Origin of the sequence: Novosphingobium sp. ES2-1, assembly GCF_015169775.1 — a bacterium.
Taxonomy (GTDB): Bacteria; Pseudomonadota; Alphaproteobacteria; order Sphingomonadales; family Sphingomonadaceae; genus Novosphingobium; species Novosphingobium subterraneum.
In genome coordinates, this window is record NZ_CP063449.1 from 42,888 (window position 1) to 63,938 (window position 21,051).

Consider the following 21,051-nt stretch of genomic DNA (forward strand, 5'->3'; position numbering starts at 1 on the left):
AATCCTGACGGGAGAGAACAATCATGCGCTTCGAACGTATCGGTCGCGAACCGGATTATTCACGCTACATGGACCTCAAGGAAGGCTGGCTTGACCGCCGGATCTTTTCGGATGCCGACATCTACGAGGAGGAGCTGTACCGCATTTTCGCGCGGTCGTGGCTGTTCGTTGCCCACGAAAGCCAGATCCCCAGTTCCGGAGACTTCCTGACGACCCACATGGGCGAAGATGCGGTGATCGTCGCCCGCCAGCCCGACGGATCGATCCGGGTCATGCTCAATTCCTGCCCGCACCGCGGCAATAAGGTGTGCTTCGCCGATGCCGGGAACACCCGTCGGTTCGTCTGCAATTACCACGGCTGGGCGTTTGACACCGCCGGCGACCTCAAGGGCATGCACGAGGAATATTGCTACGACGCGGGCGATATCGACTTCAAGAACCATGGCCTCAAGAACGTCGCCAAGGTCGGCAACTACAAGGGCCTGGTGTTCGCCACCTTCAACAGCGATGCGCCGAGCCTGGAAGCCTGGCTAGGCGATTTCCGGTGGTATCTCGACATGATCCTCGACAACGAGGAAGGCGGCACCGAATTCATTGGCGGCTGCATCAAGTCGGTGATCAGCGCGAACTGGAAGTTCGGGGTCGAGAACTTCATCGGCGACGCTTACCACGCCGGCTGGACGCATGATTCGGGCACTCGGTCGATGAACAACGGCCAGCCGTTCCCGCCGATCGACATGGATAATTCCTATCACGCCAGCGTGAACGGCCACGGCTGGGAATTCGGCACCGAAGGCGTGGGCGACCTCTTCCTGCTCGGGCGCCCCAAGGTGATGGACTATTACAACAAGATCCGCCCGAAGATGGCGGAACGCCTGGGCGAGATGCGCTCGAAGATCTTCGGTTCGGTCGCCTCGGCATCGATCTTCCCCAACGTCTCGTTCCTGCCGGGCATTTCCACCTTCCGCCAGTGGCAACCCAAGGGGCCGATGCAGTTCGAATTGAAGACCTGGGTGATCGTCAACAAGAACATGCCCGACGACATCAAGGAGGAAGTGACCAAGGGCGTGATGCAGACCTTCGGCCCCGGTGGCACCTTCGAGATGGATGACGGGGAAAACTGGGAGAACTGCACCACCGTCAACCGCGGCGTCGTCACCCGGCACGAGCGCCTGCACTATCGCTGCGGGATCGGCCGCCAGATCGAACATGATACCCTGCCGGGCATCGTCTATCGCGGCCAGTACAACGACGCCAACCAGCGCGGCTTCTACCAGCGCTGGCTCGACATGATGACCCATGACGAATTCGGCAAGATGCCGGCACGGCCCGAACCGCAGCTGGGCAATGTGGCCGAAACCCGCGACCTTCCCGGCCTGTTCGCGCTCTGAGAGGAACTACAGCTATGACCGACACCGCAACGATCGAGCGCACGCGCGAAGGGACTACCGCATCGCTCGAACTGACCCACGCGCTGACCCAGACGCTGTATCGCGAAGCACGGCTGCTCGACGATGAACACTACAAGGCCTGGACCAGCATGCTGGCGGAAGACCTGCATTACCACATGCCGGGGATCGAAACCCGCTATCGCCGCGACAAGACCGAGCAGGTGACCGACCTGACCCGGATGGCCTATTACAACGACAGCAAGCCCGAAATCCTCAAGCGGCTTTCGCGGCTCGAGACCGGAACGGCCTGGTCGGAGGATCCGGCGACGCGCTACACCCATATCATCACCAACGTCGAGGTGGAGCTTACCGAAAACACCGACGAGTTCCGGGTCTATTCGAACTTCTATGCCTATCGCAATCGCAACGAACGCGACGAGGATTCGCTGATCGGCAACCGTATCGATATCTGGCGCCAGGTCGGCAACAGCTTTCAACTGGTCAAACGCCGAGCGATCCTCAAGCACAATGTGATGTTGAGCAAGAACCTCAACATCTACGTTTAGTCTATCCACGCTTATAAATAAAAATACATCAACAAGAGGGAGAATGCCAAGTGACAAAGCAATTGATGAATTTCAGGAAGGTCTTCCTGCGCGCCAGCACTTCAGCCATCATTGGGCTGACTTGCCTTGCACCGATGACGGCGCATGCCCAGGATGCTGCGGCAAGCGAACCTCAGGCCGACGCCCCGGCATCGGGTGGCCTTGAAGAAATCATCGTGACCGCTCGCAAGCGAGCCGAGAATCTGCAGGAAACTCCCGTTGCAATCACGGCAATGAACGCAGGAATGCTCGAAGCACGGCAGATTAACAATGTCGCACAGGTCGCTAAATTTGCTCCTAATGTGAACATCCAGCCGGTCGCGAATATTTCCGGATCAAGTGCTTCGCTGACAGCGTTCATCCGTGGCGTTGGGCAGACCGACTTCAACATCACGGTCGATCCAGGTGTCGGGGTTTACGTCGATGGCGTCTACGTCGCTCGCTCCGTTGGCGCGCTGCTTGATATGGCCGACATTTCCGACGTTCAGATTTTGCGCGGGCCACAAGGAACCCTGTTTGGCAAGAACACGATTGGTGGCGCCATTGTTGTTAACTCGATGCAGCCACAGAAAGATTTCGACCTAAAGCTCGAAGCCGTTACCGGACGCTACAATCGCGCAGATTTCAAGGGCATGATCAACGTGCCGCTGAGTGACAATCTCGCGATGCGCGCGGTTGCATCCTACGAAACCCGCGACGGTTTTCAGAGACGCCTGTTCGATGGCGGTCGCCAAGGCAACAAGGATAGCTTTGGCGCCCGGCTGGCGTTCAAGTGGGAGCCGACCGACAAGCTGACGGTCAACCTCAGCGGCGATATCAATATCCGTCGTGAAGAGCAGACAGCAATCTCACTCATCGAACTGCGAGACCAGCCGGTTCCGTTGCGTTTTGTGGAGATTCCCAACAGCGCCCCCCCTGGGGGCACCAATCGTCTGATCGCCGCGCCGAGCTCGATGTATTTTTGGAACAAGATCTCCGCGGTCGGGGCCGCTACGGGCGCCTGCGGCGCGGCTTGGGGCGGGTTTGGGCCCACCGGTCCGATTCCTGGAACGCTGGCCCCGACCAGCAACCCTAATTGCGCCAGCACGCGCTGGATTACCGGGGATCCTGATACGACTTGGGCCGGCGGCAACAACCGCTCGGATTTCGATCTATGGGGAGTTAACCTGACGCTCGACTATGACTTCGGTGATATCAGCCTGAAGTCGATCAGTTCCTATCGTGATCAGAAATCGAGGTTCGAATATGATTTCGACGGCACTCCGCACAACATTTTGCAGCTCACCAACAATATCGATCTGTGGCAGGCATCACAAGAGCTCCAGCTAACCGGTAGTGTTCTGGATGATCGACTGAAGTTTGTTCTGGGCGCATACTATCTAAAGGAAAAAGGCCAGGATAAGGAACCGTTGGAGTTCGGGTTCGCCCAATTCTTCTCCGGTGGCAAAATGGCGTCACCTCAAGGTTTGTGCGCCAGACAACGATTTGGCAGACATAATGCGAACATCGGCTAATTAGCGAGCTTGAGGCGCGACATGGGATCGTTGAGCTGGCGGAATTCACCGCCAGGCGGACGCTCCGCCTGCCCTCAAAGGCAGCCGCCGGGCAGGCTACGCCGCGGGGTACGATGCTACTGACATGGCCAAGCCTTCGCTAACGAGCGTTCAGCTCCGGCCACCATATGAACACTCATAAAATAGCTATTCTGCTCCGCCCAGCGTAAATATGCCGCGCGCAGCGCCGATCGGTCATAGCGTGGAGCGCGGCATTCCGCTTTTCGCGCGACGATCATCATGTCGAGCACGCCTTGGAGGTAAGCGCCGCATCGCGGCTCATTCGCTTGACAGCTTACGAACAACGCCGAGCCCGTCGCCGACGCGGGTTCGGTTTGGCCGATCGCACTATCAGGCAGGGCGGCCAAAGCGGCGCATAACAATATCCATCGCCTTGGCCGCATTTTCGTCTCCTATTCCGCAGTATCATTTCGGAAGGGGCGCACGGCCCTCGACGGCCGGCGCCCCGTGCTGATCCATCATTCGCGGCCGAGCACCTGGCCTTCGGGCGTGACGAACAGTTCGATCGTCTTTCCGTCGCTGTTCTTGCCCTTGATTTCATAGAGCGTGCTTCCGTCCGCCTTTCGGGTGACTTGCTCCGCTTTGCTTATTGACGCGAGTTGCGCGCGTGCCGCGTTCATCGCGGCCTCGGGCACCTGAGCAAGCGGGATGTCTCGTTCGCTGTGCTTGCCGATTATCCGGTTTTCGTTCGCCTCGTGGTTTTGCGCGATCGCCACGCCCGCGATCGCCAGCGCGGCCGCGCCCACGCCTGCGACAACAGTGAGAGTTCGTTTGCTAGCCATGTTCCATTCCACTTCCTGCATAAGGGCCGTGGGGTCGGGCGGGCGGCGGTTACGGCCCAATGAGCCGTCGTCCGAGTTCAACTCCTCTGATTGTTCATCCTGTCGAGCGCCGCGCGCAGCCCACGGGCGAGCTTGGCTGCGTCGTCGTTGGCCCAGAAGTGCATGAAGAACAGCCGCGGCTCGTCGTTTAGCATATGATTATGCAGCGCCGTGACCTCGATCCCGTTCGTCCGCAGCACGCGCAGGACCGGATCGACCTCGTTTGCGACAAGTACGAAATCGCCGGTGATGGCGGCTCGGCCGTCCCCGGTTGGCTGAAAGTTGATCGCGGTCGCCGTGCCCATCGTCGGCGGAGTCTCCATATCGCCGTCCATCAGCCGCTCGGCGCGCGGAAAGCTGTATTGGAGGATGCCACCGGCCGTCTTGCCCTCACCGCCCATCAACCGGTTGAGCGCGGCCACATCGAGGTCGAGCCGCGATGCGGCTGCGCTGGCCGAAGGCGATTGCGGCGCGGCGAGCGGGGTCCGACTGGCTGATAGCGCTTGCCGGAGCGCGGCCGCGAGCTTCACCGGGTCGCCGTGGCCGGCAATGTGCATGTACATGGTCGCAGGCGAAGAGCGGAGCAGGTGATTGTGGAGCGCGGTGATCGTAAAACCGCTTGCGAGCAGGCGGCTCAAAACGGGGTTCACCTCGTCGTGGGTCAGCACGAGATCGCCCATCACCATCGCCTCGTCGCCCATCGGCTGAAACGCCGCCCAAGAGCCGAGCGCGAGGGAGGGCTTGATCGTCACCCCATCCAGCGTGACGCTCAGGTCCGAACGCGGGAAGCTGTAGCGGTGAACGCCCCCCGGCTGTTCGGCCCCCGCTCGTCCTATCGCCCGGTCGACAGCCGACCAGTCCGGCGCTGCCCATGCCGGGCTTGCCAGCAGGAGGCTGGCGAATCCCAAGGCGATGGTCTTTTTCAGCATAATTGATCCTTCATCAGCGCACTCGACACGGAAAGCCTCACGTCATGCGAGCGCGCCGCCGGCGAGCCGCGACATTGCGCTCCGGTTTCTTTCTTCGGGATAAGCAGTCCTATGCTCATGAGGCTTGTGATGCAACCCTTACACTTGTAGGCTAGTGACGATACAACTATGACAAACACACAAGCTTCCCCTTGGTTGCTCCTGATCCCGCAGCTTCCGGCTAAGCCTGCCTATTTGCGGGTGAAGGTCTGGCGGCGTTTGCAGGCGATCGGGGCCGCGCCGCTCAAGAACGCCGTCCATGCGCTCCCCAATCGCGAGGACACGCGCGCGCTGTTCGAAGAACTGCATCGCGAGATCACCGAAAATGGCGGCGAGGCGCTGATCCTCGAAGCGCGCCTTGTCGGCGGCATGGGCGATGCGGAGCTGCGCGGAGTGTTCGACGCTGCGCGTGACGCCGACTATGAGGAGTTGGCACGCGAGGCGCGCGCGCTGTGTGAGGGCGAGTATGTCGCGGCGGCGGATGTGGGCCGCCTGCGCAAACGCCTGAACGAGGTCGCCGCGATCGACTTTTTCGGTGCGCATGGTCGGCAGGCGGCACAGGCCGCCATCACCGAGGCGGACCGCCGCTCTCACCAACATCCCGATGTGAGCGGCCCCGGTGCGCCCGAGCTGACCCCGGCGGAGCTAAAGCGCCGCGTTTGGGTGACGCGCCGCCATGTCCATGTCGATCGCATCGCGTCCGCCTGGCTCATTCGCCGCTTCATCGACCCCGAGGCGAGCTTCAAGTTCGTCGAGGGCAAAGGATATGTGCCGGAGCCTGACGAACTGAGGTTCGACATGGCGGACGCTGAGTTCACCCACGAAGGCGACCGCTGCTCCTTCGAGACCTTGGTGTTCCTCACCGGTCTCGAGACCGACCCCGCGCTGCGGGCGCTCGGCGAAATTGTTCACGACCTTGATATTGCCGATGCTCGGTTCGAGCGCCCGGAAACTCCGGGAGTGAGCGCGCTTATCGCCGGCATCTGTGCCGGCACCGACGACGACGAGGAGCGGATCGCGCGCGGATCGACCGCGCTCGACGGATTCTATGCTCACTTCACCCGGCGAAAAGAGGACTAAAGATGGAGGCCAGCGCACGCGCTGAAATCGCAGTCGAGACGCTGCACGAGCACGGCATCAGCTTTGGCGAGGCGGTGCGCGTCTGGATCAGGGTCGCGCTGCTCAGCTTCGGCGGACCGGCGGGCCAGATAGCGGTGATGCATCGCATCCTGGTCGAGGAGAAGCGCTGGATCGGCGAGGAGCGGTTCCTCCACGCGCTCAACTATTGCATGCTGCTGCCCGGCCCTGAAGCGCAACAGCTAGCTGTCTATATTGGCTGGTTGCTCCATAAGACCAAGGGCGGCCTGGTCGCGGGCGCGCTATTCGTGCTGCCCGGCTTCCTCGCGATTTTAGGGCTCAGCTATGTCTATGTGCTGCTCGGCGAAGTGCCGCTGGTCGAGGGATTGTTCTTCGGATTGAAGGCCGCCGTGCTGGCGGTGGTGCTACAGGCGGTGGTCCGGGTGGGTTCGCGTGCCTTGAAGAACAACGTCATGCGCGGTTTTGCCGCGCTGGCGTTCGTCGCGATCTTCGTGCTCGACGTGCCCTTCCCGCTGATCGTGCTTGCCGCCGCGCTGATCGGCTTCTTCAGTGGCCGCGCTGGTTACGCCGCATTCAAGGGCGGCGGCGGACATGGTCCCGCCGGCGCTGAGATAATCCACGACCGCGACACCGCTCTTGGCGAGGGCCTTCCCGACCATGCCCGGCCGAACCTCTCTTGGTCGCTGCGCATCTCCGGCGTCCTGCTGCTGCTCTGGCTCGGGCCGGTCGCAGCGCTGCTGTTCGCGTTCGGCCCCGACGACGTGTTCAGCCGCATCGCCACCTTCTTCAGCCAGATGGCGGTGGTGACCTTCGGCGGCGCCTATGCGGTGCTCGCCTATGTCGCGCAGGAGGCAGTCGAGACCTATGGCTGGCTCCAGCCCGGCGAGATGCTCGACGGGCTCGGCATGGCCGAGACCACGCCCGGGCCGCTGATCATGGTGACGCAGTTCGTCGGCTTCCTCGCGGCCTTCCGCGAAGCGACCGGGCTGCCGCCGCTCGTCGCCGCGACCTTCGGCGCAATCCTCACCACCTGGGTTACCTTCCTGCCATGCTTCCTGTGGATCTTCGCCGGCGCGCCATTCATCGAGCGGCTGCGCGGCAACCGCGCATTGTCGGCCGCGCTTTCGGCGATCACCGCCGCAGTGGTCGGCGTGATCCTCAATCTGGCGGTCTGGTTTGGTATCCACACTCTGTTCGAGCAAGTCCGCGAAGTGCCGTTCGCAGCCGGCACCATCGATCTCCCAGTCCTAACGTCCGTCAACTGGCCGGCGCTGGCGCTCGCGGTGGGTGCGATACTCGCCATGTTCCGGTTCAAGGCCGGCATGCTGCCGGTGCTCGGCGTCTGCTCGGTCCTCGGGGCCGCATATGTAATGATCATCTGAAGGAGTGACGCGTGACGATCGACCATCTTTCCCGACGCAGTGCAATCGCAACTCTTGGCATCGGAGCCGCCGCCATGACTATCAACGAAGCCTCTGCGCAGACGCCGGCCGCAGCGCCGGCGGCTGTCCCCGCCTTTGCCGGAAATCATCAGGTCAAGCCGCTCAGGTTCAATCCCGCCAGGCTTCACGGCCTCTCCGAAAGGCTGATCACATCGCACCACGAGAACAATTATGCGGGCTCGGTCAAGGCCCTGAATATGATCGAGACACGACTTGCCGCCGCGCTCGCTGACACGGACCTGCCGCCGGTGGTCTATGGCGGATTGAAGCGCGAGGAGCTGCACCGCACCGGCTCGGTCGTGCTCCATGAGGTCTATTTCGACGGGCTCGGCGGCAACGGCCAGGCAGCCGGTTCCATCCGCGACGCGCTGGGCGCGGCGTTCGGCTCGTTCGACCGCTGGGAAGCCGACTTCCGCCGTACCGGGATGAGCCTTGCCGGCGGATCGGGCTGGTGCGTGCTCGTCTACAATCTCCACACGCGCTCGCTGCACAACCATTGGGCGTGGGATCATATGCACGGTGCGATTGCCGGCGTGCCGCTGCTCGCGCTCGATATGTACGAGCACAGTTTCCACATGGATTACGGCACCGCCGCCGCCAAATATGTCGACGCCTTCTTCCGCAACATCGACTGGGAAGTGGTCGACCGGCGCTATGCCGCGGCTTTGCGCGGCGGCGGCTGAACCCGACCGCCGTGGCTTAACACCCACTGCTGCGCGACACCTGAGTTCGCGACCACAAAGGGGACAGGTCCGATGGGGAGATGCAACAATGACATCCGGCCCGAACATCGCTCTTCTTTGGCGTGGGCAAGCAGCCGAGTGGACGCATCGCTTTCATGAAGCCCGGCAGTGGCCGATAATGCAGGCCTTGCGGGCGCTCGGGGCGACCGCAAGGCCTGTACTGTACAGGGACGAGGCGGTTCGCGAGATTCGGGACGAGCTGCTGTCGTGCGACGCAGTGCTGGTCTGGGTGAATCCGTTGGACATTTCAGGCGACCGCTCGCAGCTCGATCCAATGCTGCGCGAAGTCGCGGGGTGCGGCGTTGTCGTCAGCGCGCATCCTGACGTGATCGCCAAAATCGGCGTCAAGGAAGTGCTCTACACAACGCGCTCCATGGAATGGGGCAGCGATGTCGATCGATACGTGGACGCTGAAGGCCTTCGCGCTCGTTTCCCCGAACATCTTGCCGCAGGCCCGCGCGTGCTGAAGCCGAACTACGGCAACGGCGGCAGGAATGTATGGCGTGTCCAACTAGACGAAGCGGGAAACGCTCCGGCTTTGAAAACGTCGGTGAAAGTTCAAGAGGCCCGCCAAGGAAGCAAATCGGAGCGCATCAGCCTAGCCGAGTGCTTGGAAAGGTGGGTGCCGTTTCTAAACGACGGCGGCGTGCTGATCGATCAGGCTTATCAGCCGCAGTCGTCCGAGGGCATGGTCCGCTGCTACGTGTGCGGGCACCGAGTGGTTGGCTTTGGGCACAACCTGATCACTGCGCTGATGACGCCAACGGCCATTGATACAACGTCGTCAACCCCACAGCCGATGGGCCGCGCCATGTTCGGACCGGAGGTGACGCGCTTCGCAGCCTTACGGAAAGCGATGGAGGATCGCTGGATTCCAGAGATGCAAAGGTTGCTGTCGATCGCCGACCACGATCTTCCGCTTCTTTGGGACGCCGACTTCCTATTTCGCCCTGGTGAAGCCATCAGCGATGGCTCCTATGCGCTTTGCGAGATCAATGCTAGTTCGGTTGCACCATTTCCGCCAAGCGCCGTCCAGCCAGTCGCCGCAGCGGCAATCGGTCGCGCTCTTGCCATTCGTTTGACGAAGGAGACCTCCAATCCTCATTGATATGATTCAAGCAATTCAAGAGACGTGACATTGGTCGTATCAATCAGACAAGCCTAAGGGTGAGCGAGGCTGGGTGAAACCGGCTCAGGTGGCAGCGCGGAGATACTGGTAGAGGGTTTCGCGACTGATCCCCAGGTCACGGGCGATGACGGCCTTGCGCTCGCCGTCATCAACACGGCGGTGCAGCTCGGCGACCATTTCGTCGGAGAGGGAACGTTTCCGCCCGCGATAAGCACCGCGTTGTCTGGCGACCGCAATGCCTTCGCGCTGCCGCTCCCGGATCAGGGCGCGCTCGAATTCGGCGAACGCACCCATGACCGAGAGCATCAGGTTGGCCATCGGGGAATCCTCGCCCGAGAAGGCCAGGCTTTCCTTCACGAACTCGATCCGGACGCCTCTTTTGGTGAGGGACTGAACCAGTTTGCGCAGATCGTCGAGATTACGCGCCAATCGATCCATGCTGTGGACCACGACGGTGTCACCCTCGCGGGCGAAGGCGAGCATGGCATCGAGTTCGGGGCGGTTGATGTCCTTGCCCGATGCCTTGTCGGTGAAAATCCGGTCGAGCGACTGCCCGTCCAACTGGCGATCGACATTCTGATCGAATGTGCTCACCCGGACGTAACCGATCCTCTGGCCTTTCATCGCCGCCTCCGGTCAAAATGTCAGGTTGAATTCTATGACACGGCGGAACATGCGTCAATAAATGCTTGCCATAACCCTATCCTGACAGAAACCGCCGCTGCATCCTGACGTCCGGTTAGGCTATACTCCAGATTGACGCTAGCCTGTCGCTCTCGACTCGGGATGGAGGCAGGATGGCGCGGCGGCGATTATTGACCGGAGAAGAAAGGCGTCGCCTGTTCGATATCCCCCATGACGAAACCGCGATCGTCGGCCACTATACCCTTGCCGCCGAGGATCTCGAACTGGTCGGTCGCCGCTATCGCCCTGCCAACCGCCTCGGTCTGGCAACGCAGATCGCGCTTATGCGGCATCCCGGCTTCGGTTTGCAGCCCGACGTCGACGTCCCCGATGCGGTCCTTCACTATCTCGCCGCCCAGCTCTTCGTCGATGTTGATGCGTTCGCCGACTATGGCCAGCGCGCGCAAACACGTAACGATCATGCCGACATTGCGGCACGGCATCTGGGGCTACACCCTTTTCGGCGAGGGGATATACCGCTCGCGCTCGATCTCGCCGCAAGAGCTGCGGAGCGGACCGATCGGGGCGAACCTATTGTCCGCGCATTGATGGAGGGGCTGAAGCAGGAACGCTTCATTCTTCCATCGGCAGACACGCTCGAACGTGCGGGCCTCGCCGGCAGGGCACGCGCCCGCAAAGCCGCGGCGGCGCTCATTGTCGAAAGCCTGGGTCATGCCGAACTGGCGCGGATCGATGATCTGATCGTCAACAACAGCGACTTCGGCATGACGCCGCTGGCCTGGCTGCGCAATTTCGAGGAAGCGCCCACCACGGCGAACATCAACGGGCTGCTGGAACGGCTACGCTATGTGCGCGGAATCGGCATCGACCCGGCGATCGGCGCGAAAATCCCCGACTTCCGGTTCGCGCAGTTCATGCGCGAAGGTGGCGTTGCGCCGGCGTTCCTGCTCTCCGATTATAGCCTTAACAGGCGCCGCGCGACGCTGATCGCGGCGGTCATCGACCTCGATGCCAGGCTCGCCGATGGTGCGATCCAGATGTTCGACAGGCTTGTCGGAAGCCTGTTCACACGGGCGCGGCGCGGGCGGGAAAGGCGCTATCAGGACAGCATCCGCTCGGTCGGCGAACTTATGCGGCTGTTCGGCGCGACGATCGCCGCGCTGGGAGAGGCGGTCGAACATGGCGGTAATCCGCTCGAACTGATCGACGAAGCGGTAGGCTGGCACAGACTGGTCGCAGCCAAATCGCAGGTCGATGCGCTGGCCGAGCTGGCGGGCGAAGATGCGCTTGTCGCGGCGACTGGTCGCTATGCGACGCTGCGGCGGTTCAGCCCGGCTTTCCTCGATACATTCACGTTCAAGGCATCGGGGAGCGGATCGCAACTGGTCAAGGCCATCGAGGTCATCCGCGATACCAATGCCCGCAAGGCCCGCAGCCTGCCCGAGGGCGTTCCGCTCCCATTCGCCAACCGGCAGTGGAAGCGCCTCATCACCGAAGGTGGCCAGGTCGATCGCCGGCGATACGAGACGGCCATCATGGCCACGCTGCGCGATCGGTTGCGCGCCGGCGACATATGGGTCGAAGGAACCCGCAATTATCGCCGCTTCGACACCTATTTGCTGAGTCGACGCGATGCCGATAAGGTGGCCGACAGCCTGCCATTCCAGACCGATGCGGCCGCCTATCTGGAGGAGCGGGCAAGGACGCTCGACTGGCGGCTGCGCCGTTTCGCCAAGCAACTCAAGGCGAACAGGCTCGCGGGCGTGGCGCTCGAACGCGACCGGCTCAAGCTGCAACCCATGCCGGCGATCACTCCACCCGAGGCGGAGGCTCTCGATCGCAGGCTCGACGCCTTGCTTCCGCGCGTGCGGATCACCGAACTCCTGGTCGAGGTGGCCGAGCGCACCGGGTTCCTGAGCGCATTTCGCGATCTTCGGTCCGGCAAGGAGCATGACAACCCGCACGCGATCCTCGCCGCCATTCTCGCTGATGGATCGAATCTGGGTCTAGAGCGCATGGCCAACGCCAGCGACGGGGTGAGCTACGCCCAGCTTGCCTGGACCCACAACTGGTATTTGTCGCCCGAAAACTATCAGGCCGCGTTGGGGATGATCGTTGCCGCGCACCATGATCTTCCTTTCACGCGCCATTGGGGAGCCGGCACTAGTTCATCCTCCGATGGGCAGTTCTTCCGCTCGGGCCGCAACCGATCGGCGGCGGCCGACATCAATGCGAAATATGGCAGCGAGCCGGGCCTGAAGATCTACTCCCACCTGTCCGATCATTTTGCCTCGTTCGGATCGCGGATCATGTCGGCCACCGCCGGCGAGGCCCCCTACGTGCTGGATGGCCTGATGCTCGGCGCCGGCGCGCTACCGCTGCATGAGCATTACACTGATACCGGCGGCGCGACGGACCATGTCTTTGCCCTTTGCCATCTTCTCGGCTTCCGGTTCGTGCCCCGTCTGCGCGACATCGCCGACCGGAAACTCGGCTCGATCGCCGCGCCTTCGACCTACAAAGGCATCGAAAGCCTCATGGGCCGCACGATCAAGACGGCGGCGATCGAAGCCGATTGGGATGACATCGTCAGGATCGTCGCCTCCATTAAGGAAGGAGCCGTTGCGCCCTCCGCGATCCTGCGCAAGCTGGCCGCCTACAAGCGCCAGAACAGGCTGGATTTTGCGCTGGCCGAACTCGGCCGCATCGAGCGGACGCTATTTGCGCTCGACTGGCTTGAACAGCCCGACTTGCGTCGCGCCTGCCAGGCCGGCCTCAATAAAGGCGAAGCACGTCATACCCTTGCCGCCGCGATCTACACCAACCGACAGGGGCGGTTCACCGATCGCTCGATCGAGAATCAGGAATATCGGGCATCGGGCCTCAATCTGCTGATCGCGGCGATTTCTTACTGGAACACCGTCTATATGGACAGGGCCGCCCAGCATCTCCAATCATCCGGCGGCACCTTCGATGATGCGCTGCTTGCCCATCTCTCGCCGATGGGCTGGGTGCATATCAGTTTGACCGGCGACTATCTGTGGCAAAGGGCAAACCGGCTCTCCCCTGGCGAGTTCCGCACCCTCAACGATCCCATGGCCCGCCTCAAACTCGTGGCATAGCCAGTGTTCTCATTATGTCCGCCAAATCGTTGTCTGGCGCACAAACCTTGAGGTGACGCCAAAATCGACAACGATAGCTATGCGTCATACCTGCAGGCCACCTTCAAGGTAACCGACCGGTTCTCGATCACGCCGGGCATTCGTTACACCAACGAAACCAAGCGGTTCGATCCGTCGCTACAAGTCATCTACAATGATAGGTCGCGGTTCGATCCAGTGCTGGCCTCACTTTATCCCAATGGCGCTTTCATTGCCTTCAGCCAGTGCCTCGTCGGGCAGGCCGTGCCGGGCGTGATCCCACCAGGCGTCCCCGGCTTCGAAGCCTTCGCCGGTTTCCCGCTTCCAGGCGGATGCACGCCTTCGGCAACGAACCCGGGAGGCAACCACACGATGCCAGCTGTGCAAGTCCAGGCCAAGGCGAAGGAATGGACACCAGCGATTTCGGCGGACTACAAGATCACTGACGACACCTTGATCTATGCATCCTACTCAAAAGGCTTCAAGAACGGCGGGTTCAGCCAGCGCATTGCGGATTCCGACGATGGCGCGCATGTATTCCGATCTGATGCCGCGCAGCGTTCCGATTTGATCGCGCGCAGGTGACCACCTGATCGTTGGGTAATGATGTCACTGTGTTCTCGGCTTGGTCAAGCCGGAGTTGTGGCGGACAGGCGGCGCATGGATTCGCCACTCATTTCGAGACGATGGGCGTTGTGAACGAGGCGGTCCAGAATGGCGTCGGCGTAAGTGGGGTCATTGATCAGCTCGTGCCAACGCGCCACTGGAAGCTGACTGGTCACCATGGTCGAGCGGCAACCGTAGCGGTCTTCAAGAATCTCGAGGAGGTGGTGCCTTGCATTGCCATCGAGTGGCTCGAGACCCCAATCGTCGAGGATCAAGAGGTCAACCCGGGCGAGGCTTTTCATGCGTGCAGCGATCCGGCCATCGCCCTTGGCGAGGGACAGTTCGTCGATCAGCCGCGGCAGTCGGGTGTAGAGGACGGAGCGATTATCCCGGCAGGCCTTGTGGCCGACTGCACAGGCGAGCCAACTCTTTCCGACGCCCGTCGGGCCAATGATGGCCAGGTTCTCATGGTTGCCGATCCAGTCGCCCTTGAGCAGCATTTCGAACATACGGCGGTCCAATCCACGTGGACTGCGATAATCAACGTCCTCGGGCACCGCGTGGTGTCGCAATTTCGCGTGCCGCAGGCGCAGGGCAAGGCGGCGGTCGTTTCGCCAAGTGGCTTCGTGGTCGAGTAGCATTGCCAGCCATTCGGCATGACTGAGGCCGGCGGCATCGCCGTTGCTCTCCATTTCTGAGAAGGCATGGGCCATGCCAGTGAGGCCCAGCTGGTTCAGCTGGTCCAGTGTCGGATGTTTCAGCATTCATGGGTCCTGTCAGTGATAGTATCCGGAGCCCCGGATGTTGGTGTGAAGGATCGGCGTGCGCTCCGGGGTTTCGCGCACGGGAACCTGGTCGAGCCCTTTCTCAAGGATCGATTTGACGCTGGGATAATTGCGAGCCTGGATTTCCAGTGCACGCAGTGCCGCTGCCTCCAGGCGGACAGCGCCAAAGCGCTTGGCCAAGCCGATTATTCCGAGGCAGGACCGATATCCTTGCTCGGGATGTGGCCGGTCCTCGATGATTTTCTCGACCAGCAAGGACAGCATAGGACCCACACGCGCTGCTTCTTCGCGGATCTTGGCCGGCGTCCATTCGAGGTAGCGCCGATGGCTGGACGGCATGTGCTCAGGGATGGTTGTGTGTCGGCCATTGCCAGACCCACGCATGTGAACGGCAATACGCTCACCGCCGAGGAATATCTCGACAGTACGGGCCGTGCAGCGGACCTCGACTTCACGGCGGGCGAAGCGGTAGGGCACCGAGTAATGATGGCGGTCGACGGCAATGTGGTAATCGAGCCCGACCCGGCACCGCTTCCATTCTGCATGGACCCAAGGCTCGGCCGGCAGCGGCTTCAGGTTCGGCGCGTCTACTTCCTCGAACAATTGGCGCCGCGTCTTTCCGAACTGACGCATCACTCGCGTATCGTTGAGGTCAGCCAAGCAGCCGGCGATCGCCGTATTCAATTCGGCAAGGCTGTAGAAAATCCGGTTGCGCAATTTGCCCAGCACCCAGCGCTCGACAATGCCAACGCAAGCCTCGACCTTCGCCTTGTCCCGCGGCCGCCTTGGGCGCGCCGGAAGCACTGCGGTCCCGTAATGACGAGCCATGTCGTTGTAGCTACGGTTAAGCATTGGATCGAAGTGACAAGCCTTGATCACCGCGACCTTGGCATTGTCGGGAACCAGCAACTGCGGCACCCCGCCGAAGAAGGCGAAGGCCGCATTGTGCGCCTCGATCCAGTCAGCGAACTGCTCGGTCCAGGTGGCACACGCGAACGACAGGCTCGATCCGCCCATCACCGCCACGAACAGATGGGCGTCACGAACTTCGCCTGTACGCCGGTCGACAACGACGGGGACCTTGTCTCCGGCATAGTCGACGAACAATTTCTCGCCGCCTGCATGGCTTTGCCGCATCACAAGCGGCAACCGCCCCTGCCAACCCCGGAACAGGTCACACCAGCGACTGTAACGATACCCATCCGGGTTTGCGGCGTAATACTCCTCCCACAGAACCTGGAGTGTCACGTGCTTGCGCTTGAGTTCGCGCGCCACCACCGACCAATCTGGCTCTGGCTGCTTACGACGGCCGGGCCTCACCCCGGATATGCCGTAAAGGCGCGCTTCCAGTTCCGCGTCGGTCATCTCGGCCGGCACCGGCCACGTCAGCCCGGACCACCCGAAACGCCGCAGCGTGTCGCGCACCGTCGTCGGCCCGATCCCGACCCGTTCGCCAACTACCCGCGTCGACAACCCGGCATCCAGGCTCAGCTGCAAAATCTCGCGCACATGGCGCATCGCTAACCTCCTCGTCGGCATCCATTTCCTCCAGTCGACTGACGACCGGAGAAATGGCCCAACGATCAGGCTGCCCACACCTCAAACTGCGCGCGATCATCTCGGAATCCTGCGCGGACAATTCTCGGAACGCTGCGCGCGATCACCTCGGAATGCCGCGCGCGATCAAATCGGAACAGTGCGCGCGATGACCTCGGAATCCGCAAGCGCATCTTTCCCGCAGAGATTACGACACCGTCATTCACGCCGGAGTTCGTCGAATCCTACGAAATTGGCCTCAAAAACGAATTCTTCAACCGACGACTGCGCCTCAACATCGCGGCGTTCCTGTCCGACTACAGCGATATGCAGATCGTTGTTAATGAGGGAATCGCACCGAAGGTACGAAATGCGGGCACCGGCCGGATCAAGGGGTTCGAGGTCGAGGGCGAAGCGGCTCCAATCGATCAGGTTCAGTTGACCTTTGGTGTAGGTTATCTGGATGCCTATTACACCAACATCGACTTATCAGCCGCCCCCGTTACCAAGGATTCGAAATTTGCTTTCGTACCCAAGTGGACAGCTTCGGCAGCTATCAATGCGGATGTCTATGAAGGGCAAGCCGGGAAACTGACGCTTCGTGGTGACTGGTCCTATCAAAGCGGCACCTTCAAGGATGCGGTAAATAGCCCGCAATTGTTTCAGCCAGCATATAGCGTCTTTGGTGCGAGCGCGTCATTCACTGACAAAAGCGAACACTTCACCGTGACGGGCGGCGTCACCAACTTGACTGACAAACGATACATCCAAGGCGGATACGTCGATCTCGACATCGGCGGCGCCGCCACCGCAAGCTTCTCGCGTCCGCGCGAATGGTTCCTGAAGCTCGCCTACAAATATTAAGACCCTATACCCGAGGGCGGCGGCCCGCCGCCGCCCTCACCCTTGCCTCGACGGGCAAGGCCAGAACAGAATAACTCGGGAGAAATCCGATGGACGGCCTACGCTATTTTCTCATTCCGGTCATGACCTTGGCGGGCGTTATCGGATTCCTGCTCGGCGGCAGCTACGTCTGGTTGGGCGCGGCGACCTTCTAAGCGCTAACGATTCCAAGCAGCTGCTTTGCATCAACCAGATCGCCTGCCTTTACGAAGAGGCTCGAGACAACGCCTTCCGTCGCCGACAGGATCGCAGACTCCATTTTCATGGCTTCGATGGACATCAGCCTGTCACCCGGTTTGACCGGTTCGCCAACTTTTACGCAGATCGAGGAGATGAGGCCGGGCATGGGGGCAGCTACATGGGTTGGGTCTGCCTCATCCGCTATGCGGACGTCGACCCGGCCAATGTTGGCTACTTTTTCGACGATCGCTATGGTTCGCGGCTGCCCGTTGAGCTCAAAGAACAGCTTTCGCTCGCACTTCTCATTGAGCTCGCTCACGGCGATCAGGGCGATATTCAGCACCTTGCCAGGCTCGATCTCAACGGAAATCTGGTCTCCAGGACGCATGCCATAAAAATACGTGCTGGTTGGAAGCTTGGAGACAGGTCCATAGCGTGACTGCGACCGCAGGAAGCCAGCCGTGATTTCTGGGTACATCAGATAGCTTGCCAGCTCCCAAGAGCTGAGTGCCCTACCGCAGCTCGTTTTTGCCACGCTTTCAACCTGCTCAAGGTCTGCGGCTGGTAGCAGTTCGGACGGGCGTTCCGTGTATGGCTTCTCGTCCTTGAGGACAATCTTCTGAAGGTCCTTCGGAAAGCCACCCATTGGCTGACCGAGGTCGCCCTTCAGCATGGACTTCACCGATGCGGGGAAGGAAACCTCCCGGCGCCCAGAAAGAATGTCGTCGGGGGACACGTCCTGCGCAACCATCATCAGTGCCATGTCGCCGACGACCTTTGAAGAGGGCGTCACCTTGACGATATCGCCGAACATCAGGTTGGCATCATGATAGGCCTGCGCGACCTCGTGCCAACGCGTCTCGAGCCCCAGAGCCCGTGCTTGCTCGCGCAAGTTGGTGAACTGACCCCCGGGCATCTCATGTAAATAAACCTCTGAGGCGCCGCTTCTCAGATCACTCTCGAACGCCCGGTACTGTTCGCGGACTTGTTCCCAGTACGTGCTGATCCGCATGAGGCTGCCAGGGTCAAGGCCGGGATCACGTTCCCCAAACCTAAGGGCCGTAGCAACTGTGCCCAAACAGGGCTGCGAAGTGAGCCCAGACAGGCTGTCCATGGCTGCATCGATCGCGTCTACACCTGCCTCGGCCGCCGCGATCAAGGTCGCGGCAGCCCCCCCAGACGTGTCGTGTGTGTGCAGATGAATTGGTAGATCGGTCACGTCCCTGATCGCAGCAATGAGCAGCCGAGCCGCCTGCGGCGTGAGCAGTCCGGCCATGTCCTTGATTGCGAGCATATGGCAGCCGGCTCGATCCAGCTGGCTGGCCAGATCGACGTAGTACGAAATGCTGAACTTTGATCTCGCCGGATCAAGGATATTGCCGGTGTAACAGATCGCTCCCTCCGCGACCTTGCCACAGTCTGCAACGGCGTCGATTGCGACCCTCATGTTTTCGACCCAGTTGAAGCAGTCGAAGACTCTGAAGATATCGATGACGTTGGCAGCTTCACGAATGAACCGGCAAACGACGTTGTCGGGATAGTTGGTGTAGCCTACCGCGTTTGCCCCGCGGAGCAGCATCTGCGTCAGAACATTCGGGACCTTTTCCCTAATGCTCTGAATCCGATCCCAGGGATCTTCCTGCAGGAAGCGCATCGAAACATCGAAGGTCGCGCCGCCCCAGCATTCCAACGACAGCAGGTTGGGCAATGCCCGGGCGTAATCAGGTGCGATACGCTTCATGTCGTAGGTACGCATCCGTGTCGCCAGCAGCGACTGATGCGCATCCCGCATCGTCGTATCGGTGACCAGTACGCGCTCTTGTGCGCGGACCCACCGGGCAAAACCAGTCGGACCCATTTCCTCCAGGAGTTGCCGGGTGCCTGGCTGGATTTGTCCCTTCAGATTTAGCGGTTGTGGGCCTGCGCTGTCAGGCCTCGGCTGAGCCCTTCCTTTCACGTCAGGATGGCCATTGATTGAGACGTCGGCGATGTAGGTCAAAAGCTTGGTGGCTCGGTCGCGCCGCATTCGACCCGTGAGCAACTCCGGTCGCGTGTCGATGAACCGGGTGTTGTAATCGGCGTTTCGAAACGCAGCGTGGCTGAGCAGGTTTTCCAGGAAAGCCAGGTTGGTTGAAACGCCCCGGACTCGGTACTCGCGTACCGCCCTAAGCATTCGTGCGACCGCCTCCTGAGGGCTAGCCGACCATGCGATGATCTTCTCGAGGAGCGGATCGTAAAACCGAGTTACGATCGCACCTTCATAAGCCGTCCCCCCATCCACTCGGATGCCAGGCCCAAATGCCCCTCGGTAGGCGGTGATCCGGCCGTAGTCGGGGATGAAGTTGTTGTCAGGGTTCTCGGTCGTCACCCTGCATTGGATCGCGTGGCCATTTAAATGGATCGATGCTTGGTTGGGGATCCCTGTTTCGTGCACCGACCCGATCCGGCCGCCTTCGACGACTTTGATTTGAGCCTTCACGATGTCCAGCCCAGTGACGGCCTCAGTGATGGTATGCTCGACCTGAATCCGGGGATTGACCTCGATAAAGTAGAACTGGCCGGTGGATCGATCGACCAGAAATTCCACGGTGCCGGCATTGCTGTAGTCGACATGCCGACCAATCTTCAGCGCTGCGTCGCAGATTGCAGTGCGTTGGGCATCATCAAGATATGGCGCCGGAGCGCGCTCGACTACCTTCTGGTTGCGGCGCTGGATGGTGCAATCGCGCTCGAATAGATGGACGAGGTTCCCATGGAGATCGCCCAGCAGCTGGACCTCCACATGCCGTGCATCATCGATAAGCTTCTCAAGATAGACCTCATCCCTGCCAAACGCCGATTTGGCTTCGCGCCGGCCTTCCATAACCATGGGGATCAGCTGGCTGGGATCATGGATCGGACGCATGCCGCGTCCACCGCCACCCCAGCTTGCCTTCAGCATCAATGGAAAGCCGATCGACTGGGCAATCTTCATGATTGCATTGGAGTCGTCAGGGAGTGGAGGGCTCGCAGGTACAACTGGCACTCCGGCCGCCATGGCGATACCGCGAGCGGAAACCTTGTTACCCAATGATCGCATCACTGTAGGCTTCGGACCAATAAAGGCGATACCCGCAGCATCACATGCCTCAGCGAACTCGGGATTTTCCGAAAGTAGGCCATATCCTGGGTGAATCGCATCCACCTTGGTCTTGAGCGCAATATCGATGATGTCGTCAATGGCCAGATAGGCTTGGATTGGGCCCTTCGCCGGATCGAGGCAATAGGCCTCATCAGCCTTGAACCGGTGGAGCGACAGCTTGTCCTGATCAGCGTAGATCGCGACAGTATTGATATCGAGTTCGGTTGCGGCCCGAAAGACGCGGATTGCGATTTCGGAGCGGTTTGCAACCAGCAATTTGTTGATTTTCTTCATAGGATTGGTGCCGTGTTGAGTAGCGCTGAGAATTGACCCAGGTTCATCACTCAGAATTGACCTGGGTATT

Annotated in this window: 17 protein-coding genes; 10 read left to right on the top strand and 7 right to left on the bottom strand. The window is 60.9% G+C overall.

Annotated features, from left to right (window positions below; translation table 11 throughout):
* The first annotated feature begins 23 nt into the window (after positions 1-23).
* The 3 genes from IM701_RS20860 to IM701_RS20870 are packed head-to-tail and all read left to right on the top strand — an operon-like array spanning position 24 to position 3,510.
* Positions 24-1,391: an aromatic ring-hydroxylating dioxygenase subunit alpha gene (locus tag IM701_RS20860; protein WP_010891004.1), complete on the top strand. Its 1,368-nt coding sequence runs from the start codon at positions 24-26 to the stop codon at positions 1,389-1,391.
* 14 nt (positions 1,392-1,405) lie between these two features.
* Positions 1,406-1,957 (top strand): 3-phenylpropionate/cinnamic acid dioxygenase subunit beta, encoded by a 552-nt coding sequence (locus tag IM701_RS20865; protein ID WP_010891005.1) that lies wholly within the window; start codon positions 1,406-1,408, stop codon positions 1,955-1,957.
* Positions 1,958-2,007: 50 nt separating this feature from the next.
* Positions 2,008-3,510: a TonB-dependent receptor gene (locus IM701_RS20870; RefSeq protein WP_230487995.1), complete on the top strand. Its 1,503-nt coding sequence runs from the start codon at positions 2,008-2,010 to the stop codon at positions 3,508-3,510.
* A 116-nt stretch (positions 3,511-3,626) separates the two neighbouring features.
* Here the strand turns inward: IM701_RS20870 and IM701_RS22320 are convergent, their stop codons facing one another.
* The 3 genes from IM701_RS22320 to IM701_RS20880 form a co-directional block, all read right to left on the bottom strand.
* Positions 3,627-3,953 carry a Rap1a/Tai family immunity protein gene (locus tag IM701_RS22320; RefSeq protein ID WP_223178489.1) on the bottom strand — a complete coding sequence of 109 codons (327 nt, stop codon included), beginning with the start codon at positions 3,951-3,953 and terminating at the stop codon, positions 3,627-3,629.
* A 75-nt stretch (positions 3,954-4,028) separates the two neighbouring features.
* Positions 4,029-4,433, bottom strand: coding sequence for a PepSY domain-containing protein (locus tag IM701_RS20875; protein ID WP_228165648.1), 405 nt, complete (start codon positions 4,431-4,433; stop codon positions 4,029-4,031).
* Positions 4,430-5,320, bottom strand: coding sequence for a DUF1259 domain-containing protein (locus IM701_RS20880; RefSeq protein ID WP_008603797.1), 891 nt, complete (start codon positions 5,318-5,320; stop codon positions 4,430-4,432). The genes IM701_RS20875 and IM701_RS20880 overlap by 4 nt, the downstream gene beginning before the upstream one ends.
* Positions 5,321-5,515: 195 nt before the next feature.
* On the opposite strand from IM701_RS20880, the gene IM701_RS20885 reads away from it, so the two are divergent.
* From IM701_RS20885 to IM701_RS20900, 4 genes are all read left to right on the top strand, one after another.
* Positions 5,516-6,439 carry a chromate resistance protein ChrB domain-containing protein gene (locus IM701_RS20885; RefSeq protein WP_008603798.1) on the top strand — a complete coding sequence of 308 codons (924 nt, stop codon included), beginning with the start codon at positions 5,516-5,518 and terminating at the stop codon, positions 6,437-6,439.
* Between the two features lie 2 nt (positions 6,440-6,441).
* Positions 6,442-7,839, top strand: coding sequence for a chromate efflux transporter (gene chrA / locus IM701_RS20890; RefSeq protein ID WP_017184237.1), 1,398 nt, complete (start codon positions 6,442-6,444; stop codon positions 7,837-7,839).
* Between the two features lie 74 nt (positions 7,840-7,913).
* Positions 7,914-8,582: a superoxide dismutase gene (locus IM701_RS20895; RefSeq protein WP_017184236.1), complete on the top strand. Its 669-nt coding sequence runs from the start codon at positions 7,914-7,916 to the stop codon at positions 8,580-8,582.
* 88 nt (positions 8,583-8,670) lie between these two features.
* Complete coding sequence (locus IM701_RS20900; RefSeq protein WP_157784811.1) at positions 8,671-9,750, top strand: Cj0069 family protein; 1,080 nt, start codon at positions 8,671-8,673, stop codon at positions 9,748-9,750.
* 84 nt (positions 9,751-9,834) lie between these two features.
* Here the strand turns inward: IM701_RS20900 and IM701_RS20905 are convergent, their stop codons facing one another.
* Complete coding sequence (locus tag IM701_RS20905) at positions 9,835-10,395, bottom strand: recombinase family protein (protein WP_017184234.1); 561 nt, start codon at positions 10,393-10,395, stop codon at positions 9,835-9,837.
* A 173-nt stretch (positions 10,396-10,568) separates the two neighbouring features.
* Between IM701_RS20905 and IM701_RS20910 the strand changes: the two genes are divergently transcribed.
* Both IM701_RS20910 and IM701_RS20915 read left to right on the top strand, forming a co-directional pair.
* Positions 10,569-13,538: a Tn3 family transposase gene (locus IM701_RS20910; RefSeq protein ID WP_008603805.1), complete on the top strand. Its 2,970-nt coding sequence runs from the start codon at positions 10,569-10,571 to the stop codon at positions 13,536-13,538.
* 90 nt (positions 13,539-13,628) lie between these two features.
* On the top strand, positions 13,629-14,141 hold the full coding sequence (locus IM701_RS20915; protein ID WP_230488001.1) for a TonB-dependent receptor: 513 nt from the start codon (positions 13,629-13,631) through the stop codon (positions 14,139-14,141).
* A gap of 44 nt (positions 14,142-14,185) precedes the next feature.
* Here IM701_RS20915 and istB read toward each other — a convergent pair whose 3' ends face one another.
* Entirely contained in the window at positions 14,186-14,926 is a 741-nt protein-coding gene (gene istB, locus IM701_RS20920) for an IS21-like element helper ATPase IstB (protein ID WP_039338375.1), read from the bottom strand.
* Between the two features lie 12 nt (positions 14,927-14,938).
* Positions 14,939-16,465 (bottom strand): IS21 family transposase, encoded by a 1,527-nt coding sequence (istA, locus tag IM701_RS20925; protein ID WP_082013536.1) that lies wholly within the window; start codon positions 16,463-16,465, stop codon positions 14,939-14,941.
* Positions 16,466-16,735: 270 nt separating this feature from the next.
* Here istA and IM701_RS20930 point away from each other — a divergent pair, with 270 nt between their 5' ends.
* Positions 16,736-17,347, top strand: coding sequence for a TonB-dependent receptor domain-containing protein (locus IM701_RS20930; RefSeq protein ID WP_230488002.1), 612 nt, complete (start codon positions 16,736-16,738; stop codon positions 17,345-17,347).
* A 190-nt stretch (positions 17,348-17,537) separates the two neighbouring features.
* Here IM701_RS20930 and IM701_RS20935 read toward each other — a convergent pair whose 3' ends face one another.
* The gene (locus IM701_RS20935) at positions 17,538-20,981 is read right to left on the bottom strand and encodes a pyruvate carboxylase (protein WP_039336988.1); all 3,444 of its coding nucleotides are present in this window, start codon (positions 20,979-20,981) and stop codon (positions 17,538-17,540) included.
* Positions 20,982-21,051 lie beyond the last annotated feature (70 nt).